Raw genomic sequence first — 6,282 nt, 5'->3', positions numbered from 1 at the left:
CGTTTCGGTGGTAGGCGGAGCAGGGCTCGAACCTGCGACCTCAGCCTTGTAAGGGCTGCGCTCTCCCCGCTGAGCTATCCGCCCGTACCGGAATGATCGCGATTTGCGGGATGGCTGTCAAGGTTGGGTGGCGCCCCCGGTGCTCGGACGGCCCTGGTCCTCAGCGCGGCCGCGAGCGGCGCACGCGCGTCTCCACGTCGCTGACCCGCCCGTCGACGAATTTGATCTCGACCTCGTGGTGCTCCTCGTCCCAGCGACTGACAGCCGCGAAGGACCCGAGCTGGAAGCGCCGGTACGGGACCGGCCGTGTCCCGCGGTAGATCAGCGTCCGCTGCCCATCCGGCCGGAGGCGGGCTCGTTCCTCGCTGGGCGATCCGCAGAGCCGGAGCACCTCCCCCGGCGTCGTCTCGCCGGGAACGATGCGCTCCAGCACTTCCCGGGCGAGCACGGCGCCGCTCGGCGGGCGGCGCGCGTCCGCCCGGCCCAGGTGGAAACGCCGACCGAAGAATTGCGTCACAGTCCGGGTGAACATCCAGGCCCCCATGAGGTTGCCCAGGACGAGGAACAGGAGCGAGATCAGGATCGGCCGCCACGCTACCCGCCCGCTGAAATAGCTGAACCGGACGGTCAGCACCTGCGGCACGTTGCCCTCGGCACCGGCCAGCGGCAGCAAGACGGTTTCGGCGCCCGTCCGCACCCGGCTGGGCCGGCGCGTCGCCCCCGCCGGGCTGATCTCCTCGATCCGGAGATGATCGGCGTCGGCGAATTCGGCGACGAGCAGCGAAAAGTCGCGGGCGAAGCGCAGAACCCGATCCCGCTGGCCGAAGTACATCGAGTAGAGGGCCACCGACCCCACGTTACCCGCGCTCAGGTTGAGGACGTGGCGACGGCCCCAGAACAGCTCCTCGAACCACGTCGCCGGCTTGAGAGTGATGAGGTCCTTGAGCGCCATCCGGAGGCTCAGCAGCGCGTGGGCGTCGACCAGGTGCGGCGTCCACGCGACTTTGACGATGGTCCCGATGCCGGACTGCGCCGGATTCGTCCCCCGCTTGTAGAAGGTCACGAAGGCCGCCGATTCGCCGAGCGGATCGCTCTCCGCCGGCGTCCCGAGCTTCGTCCAGTCCCTGATGGCGAGGGCCAGCCGCCCCTCGCTGACCACGGCGAACCCGCGCTCCTCCACGTACCGCCGGAGCGCGGCGTCGCCCAGCACCACCCCCGTCCCGGCCACCGCCTCCGCCGGCCAGAGGAGATAGAGGTCCTGCTGCACGTCCTCCGGGCGGGTATTCGGCGGGAGCGCCAGACTCCACGAGACCCGGACCGTGACCGGGCCGAGGTCGGGACGGATGCCGGCGACGATGAAGAGCGGCCCGATGGCGAACTCCGGATGGGCCTTGCTGGCGAGGAACACCTGGCCGTGTCCGACGGCCGGGAGGCCGGCCAGAGCCACCGTCAAGAGACCGATGGCGAGACGACGAGCGGCGGACGCGGCCACTGGCTGGCGGCGCGTCACCGGAGGCGGAGGGCGTCCTGCAGCGCCTGCGCCGGTCGGGGCCGATATTTCGAGAAGGCGCGGACCCGGCCGCGCTCACGAATCAGGAGATAACCGGGCCAGGCGTGCGGGGAGATGGCGATCAGCATCTCGGCCACCTCGACCTGGTGCTGAGCCGCCGGCCCGGTCGTGCTGAAGCGAAAGGTGACGGCGCGCGCGGGGGTGAAGCTCAGGTGAAGGTGCGAGGCGTGGCGGGCCTCGCTCCAGCGCTGCTCGGTGGCGATCGTCCGACCGGCCTCGTAGTCGGCGGACTGCAGGAGCTCGACGGCCAAGCCGGCGATCTGCTCCTGGGCGTCAGGGGAGAACACGACCGGCCGGCCGTCCTGCAGGCCCGTGACGGCGACGGGGCGGGCGGGCGCCTGGGCCAGGGTCGGCCCGGTGAGGCGGACGTCCTCCTCGGCCACGGCGGCCCGGCTCGGCATCGGGAGCCGCTGGGTCCATGGGCCGACCGCGTCGATCGAGCCGCCGGCCGAGGCCGCCGGGGGCGCGAGGCCTGCGCAGATCGCGAGGAACAGCGGGAGGCCGAGCACGGGCCCGGGCGGCGTCACGCCACCGCCTTCCGCACTTCGGCCAGGCGCGCCAGCGAGCCGAGAACCCTGGGTTGGTCGTCGGTGAGGTGGCGGGCGATGACGTCGGTGTACCCCAGGGCCTCGAGCTCCCTGAAGCGCGTGGCCACCTCGTCGATCGTCCCGACGATGAGGGCCGCCTGGTCGAAGCCTCGATGGCCGCGAGCCATGATCGGCCCCGCCGTCGCCCGGGCCTCGGCCGCCGATTCCGCCACGTAGATGTCGCGCCGGATGGCGACCGCGCTCGGCGTTCGCCCGTGGGCCCGGCAGCGCTCGCGATACTGCGCGATCTTGGCGCGCACCTCGTCGGGCGTGAGATCGGGCGCGGCGAGCCAGCCGTCGCCCAGCCGGGCGGCGCGGTCGAGCGCCGGGGCGGCGCCGGCGCCGATCCACACCTCGACCGGCTCGCTCGGCCGCAGCGCGAGCCGCGCGTCGGTGACCGAGAACCGTCCCGCCGAGCTGACCACCTCACCAGCCAGCAGGCGGCGCACGATGCCGAGCGCCTCCTCGAAGGCGGAGGGGCGGTACCGCAAGGTGGTCCCCATCGCACGGAACTGCCCCTGGTCGTACCCGAGACCGCACTGCAGAATGAAGCGACCGCGGGCGATGGCGGCCAGGGTCCCCACCTGCTCGGCCACCAGCACCGGGTTCCAGAGCGGGAGCAGGAACAGGCAGCCCACCGGCGCCTCGCCCCACTCGGCCAGCAAGCGTCCGAGCATCGGGACGTTCTGGTAATACGGCTCAGCCGTCGCGTGATGGTCGCCGAGGAAGAGGGAATCGAGCCCGACCTGCCGGGCGGCGGCGGCCCGTTCGATCATCCAGCGGGCGCCCTCCCGAGGGTCGCGCACGGCGTGACGGCTGGTCAGGGAGATGCCGACCCTCATGTCCCGTACACTACAACATCGAGGAATCGGCGGCGAGAGGCGCGCGGCTGGACTTGCCCGGAGACCCCGGTCATAATTGGGCACTCCGCCCCGACTCCTCGATGATCACAGGAGGCGAGCATGATGCGAGAGGGCCTATCCCGGCGGCAGTTCCTGCGTGCCTCGGCGGCGGCCGGTCTCACGGCGGCGGTGCCGTTCCGGAGGGGGGCTGAGGCGGCCGACCCGCGGGTGCTCCGGATCCGCTCCTACACGAACTACGAGACCCTCGACCCGGCCTTTCGGCTCGGCGCGCCCGAGAGCGACATCATCGACGCCGTCCTGCTCGGGCTGGTGACGCTCACCCCGGGGACGACCTGGGGCTGGGAGCGGGACGCCGCGCTGTCGATCGAGGCGACAGACCCGACCCACATCCGGTTCCAGCTTCGGCCCGGCCTCCCGTGGACCAATGGGTTCGGCGAGCTGACCGCCGAGGACGTGAAGTTCTCCTACGAGCGGGTCGCCAATCCCGCCACGAAGTCGCCCTACCGCGGGGATTGGGCCAAGCTCGACCGCGTCGAGATCACCGGTCGCCATGCCGGGGTCATCGTCCTGAAGGAGCCCTTCCTGCCGCTCTGGTCGTCCACGCTGCCCCAGACCTCGTCGGTCATCGTCTGCAAGAAGGCGGTCGAGCGGATGGACGGGCAGCGCTTCACCATGGATCCGGGCGCGACCTGCGGGCCCTACCGGATCCGGAAGTGGGAGCCGCGGGCGGGCCTCACCCTCGAGCGCAACCCGCTCTGGCCCGGGGCCAAGCCCGTCTTCGAGGAGATCCAGGCGACCCCCATCCTGGACGCGAACGCGGCCGAGATCGCGTACGAGGCCGGGCAGATCGACGTCACCCACGTCCCGATGACCTCGATCCCCCGGCTCCGGGGCAAGCTCCCGGCCAGCTCGACGCTCGACGCGCGTCCCGGACTCACCTACTGGTGGCTCGGCATGCAGATGGAGAGCGGCGTCTTCTCGGACATCCGGGTCCGCAAGGCGGTCCAGCTCGCCGTCGACGGCAAGGCCGTCCTCGACGGGGCGTTCTTCGGAGTCGCGCCTCGCTCCACCGGCATCGTCGCCCCGGGACTGATCGGGCACCGCGAGAAGAACCTGGTCGCCGGCCCCGACCTCGACCGGGCCCGGAAGCTGCTCGCCGAAGCCGGTCACCCGCGCGGGTTCAAGACCGAGATCGGCGTTCGCAACTCCACCGAGTTCCTCAACGCGGCCCAGGTCGTCGCCGCCAGCCTGGCCAAGGTCGGGATCCAGGCCGAGGTGGTGCCCTTCGACAGCGGCGTCCAGAAGGCGATGGCCTCCGACAAGGCGGGGGGCTGGAAGAAGATGCAGATGCACGTCGTGCGCTTCTCGATGCAGCCCGACCCGAGCTGGGCGACGGTGTGGTTCACCTCGGCGCAGATCGGGGAGTGGAACTGGGAGCGGTTCAGCAGCAAGGAGTACGACACCCTCCACGAGCAGGCGCTGCTCGAGCCGGACGCGGCCAAGCGTCACGCCATGTACGTGCGGATGCAGGACCTCATGGAAGAGTCAGGGGCGTACGTCTTCCTCACCCACGGCGTCAACGCCGTCCTCTACCGGACTCACCTCAAGCCGGCGCTGACCCCCGACGGCAACCGGATGCTGCTCCGGAAGTTCCAGCTCGCCTGAGCCAATCCCGCGCGTCCCCCGCCCGTGCCGACCGCCCTCGCCGGGCCCGTCGCCTCTCGCCCCCGCCGCTCCGGGCTCGCGGGGTGGCGGCGACTCGCCCGCGACCCGGCCGGGCTCTTCGGGACCGTGCTGGTGGCGCTGGTGGTGCTGAGCGCCATCCTGGCCGACGTCCTCAGCCCGGCCGATCCCACCGCCCTCGAGCCGGCCGCGCGCCTCCAGGGACCCGGGCCCGCCCACCCCCTCGGGACCGATCACCTCGGGCGCGACCTCTTCACCCGCGTCCTCCACGGCGGGCGGATCGCCCTCGAGGTCTCGCTCGTCTCGGTGTCGGTGGCGCTGGCGGTGGGGCTCGCGCTCGGGATGGCGGCCGGCTACGGCCCGCGCTGGCTCGACAATGCGCTGCTGCTCGTCTTCGACGGCGTCCGCTCGTTCCCGACGGTCATGTTCGCGCTGGCCGTGGTCACGCTCCTCGGCCCGAGCCTCGGCACCATCCTGCTGGTCGTGGTCGTCACCTCCGTCCCGCTCTACGGGCGGGTCATTCGCACGCAGACCCTGTCGTTGAAGACGACCGAGTTCATCCTGGCCGAGCGGGCGCTCGGCGCCGGGATCGCCCGCATCCTGGCCCGACACGTCCTCCCGAACGTGGCCGGCCCGGTGCTGATCCTGGCCAGCATGGAGATCCCGGTGGTCGTGACGATCGAGTCCGGGCTCTCGTTCCTCGGGCTGGGGATCCGCCCGCCGACGCCGAGCTGGGGCTCGATTCTCAACGACGGCTACACGTTCATCCGCGAGACGCCCTGGCTCGTGATCGCCGGCGGCGTCCCGGTGATCGTGACCACCCTCGGCTTCACGTTCCTCGGCGAGTCGCTCCGGGACATCTTCGACCCCCGGCTGCGCCGCGAGTACTCGCCGCATTCCGGTCCGCGCGCTTGACCGACCCCCGGACTCCGCGTACAGTCCGGCCCAGACGCCTGGGCGGAGGAGGTCTTCCGTGAATCCCATCAGCGACGTGCGCGACATCTCCCGGATCGCCTATGGCTTCATGGCGTCAAAGGTGCTCTACCACGGCGTCCTCGCCCCGCATGCCCGCACCCGCGCGCAGGTGGTCCGCTACGGCCGCCCGGCCGCCGACCCGCACACGCCCGAGGTCGATGCCAGCCCCCGTCCTCACACCCCTGGTGCGTGGCCCTGGCCCGCGCTGATGCGCCGCGTGTTCGACCTCGATGTCCTCGCCTGTCCCCGCTGTGGCGGCCGGCTGCGCGTCGTCGCCATCGTGCCGGACCCGGCCGTCGTGCGGACCCTCCTCACCCACCTCGGCCGCGCGCTCTCCACTTGAGGCGCCTGGCCCCGCCCCACCCGCTCCTGCCGCGATCGGGTCGACTCCTCGCTCGGCACCAGACCCTCGCGGGGTCCCTCTCGCCGGGGCCCCGCCACCGCACCCCTCCCCCCCTCCCTCGACACTTGACCGCGAGCCCGCGCCGGCACAGGATGCCTCGGGGTCAGCGAGCGATCGCGAGGCCGACCCTACGAGGCGGGCCGGCCCGGGTGCCAGGTGAGGCGTCACGGGGGAGGCTGGGGAAGGCGCCCGACTTGGCCG

General features: G+C 72.1%; 6 protein-coding genes and 1 tRNA gene. 3 read left to right on the top strand and 4 right to left on the bottom strand.

Going from position 1 to position 6,282, the window contains the following annotated elements; all coding sequences use genetic code 11:
• Positions 1 to 8: 8 nt before the first annotated feature.
• From VGW35_09545 to VGW35_09530, 4 genes are all read right to left on the bottom strand, one after another.
• Positions 9 to 84: transfer RNA gene (locus VGW35_09545), tRNA-Val, on the bottom strand.
• A 76-nt stretch (positions 85 to 160) separates the two neighbouring features.
• Positions 161 to 1,510 carry a hypothetical protein gene (locus VGW35_09540; GenBank protein HEV8307898.1) on the bottom strand — a complete coding sequence of 450 codons (1,350 nt, stop codon included), beginning with the start codon at positions 1,508 to 1,510 and terminating at the stop codon, positions 161 to 163.
• Positions 1,507 to 2,097: a hypothetical protein gene (locus tag VGW35_09535; GenBank protein ID HEV8307897.1), complete on the bottom strand. Its 591-nt coding sequence runs from the start codon at positions 2,095 to 2,097 to the stop codon at positions 1,507 to 1,509. Before VGW35_09535 ends, VGW35_09540 begins: the two co-directional genes overlap by 4 nt.
• Entirely contained in the window at positions 2,094 to 2,999 is a 906-nt protein-coding gene (locus VGW35_09530) for an LLM class flavin-dependent oxidoreductase (GenBank protein ID HEV8307896.1), read from the bottom strand. Before VGW35_09530 ends, VGW35_09535 begins: the two co-directional genes overlap by 4 nt.
• A 120-nt stretch (positions 3,000 to 3,119) precedes the next feature.
• Here VGW35_09530 and VGW35_09525 point away from each other — a divergent pair, with 120 nt between their 5' ends.
• Genes VGW35_09525 through VGW35_09515 form a run of 3 tightly spaced genes read left to right on the top strand, consistent with a single transcriptional unit; the run spans position 3,120 to position 6,021 of the window.
• Positions 3,120 to 4,685, top strand: coding sequence for an ABC transporter substrate-binding protein (locus VGW35_09525; protein ID HEV8307895.1), 1,566 nt, complete (start codon positions 3,120 to 3,122; stop codon positions 4,683 to 4,685).
• Between the two features lie 24 nt (positions 4,686 to 4,709).
• Positions 4,710 to 5,618, top strand: coding sequence for an ABC transporter permease (locus tag VGW35_09520; GenBank protein ID HEV8307894.1), 909 nt, complete (start codon positions 4,710 to 4,712; stop codon positions 5,616 to 5,618).
• Positions 5,619 to 5,676: 58 nt separating this feature from the next.
• The gene (locus VGW35_09515) at positions 5,677 to 6,021 is read left to right on the top strand and encodes a hypothetical protein (GenBank protein ID HEV8307893.1); all 345 of its coding nucleotides are present in this window, start codon (positions 5,677 to 5,679) and stop codon (positions 6,019 to 6,021) included.
• The last annotated feature ends 261 nt before the right edge of the window (positions 6,022 to 6,282 follow it).

The organism is Candidatus Methylomirabilota bacterium (genome assembly GCA_036005065.1).
Taxonomy (GTDB): Bacteria; Methylomirabilota; Methylomirabilia; order Rokubacteriales; family DASRDR01; genus DASYQW01.
The sequence above is the reverse complement of the archived record's forward strand: the minus strand, read 5'-3'. Positions and strand labels throughout refer to the sequence as shown.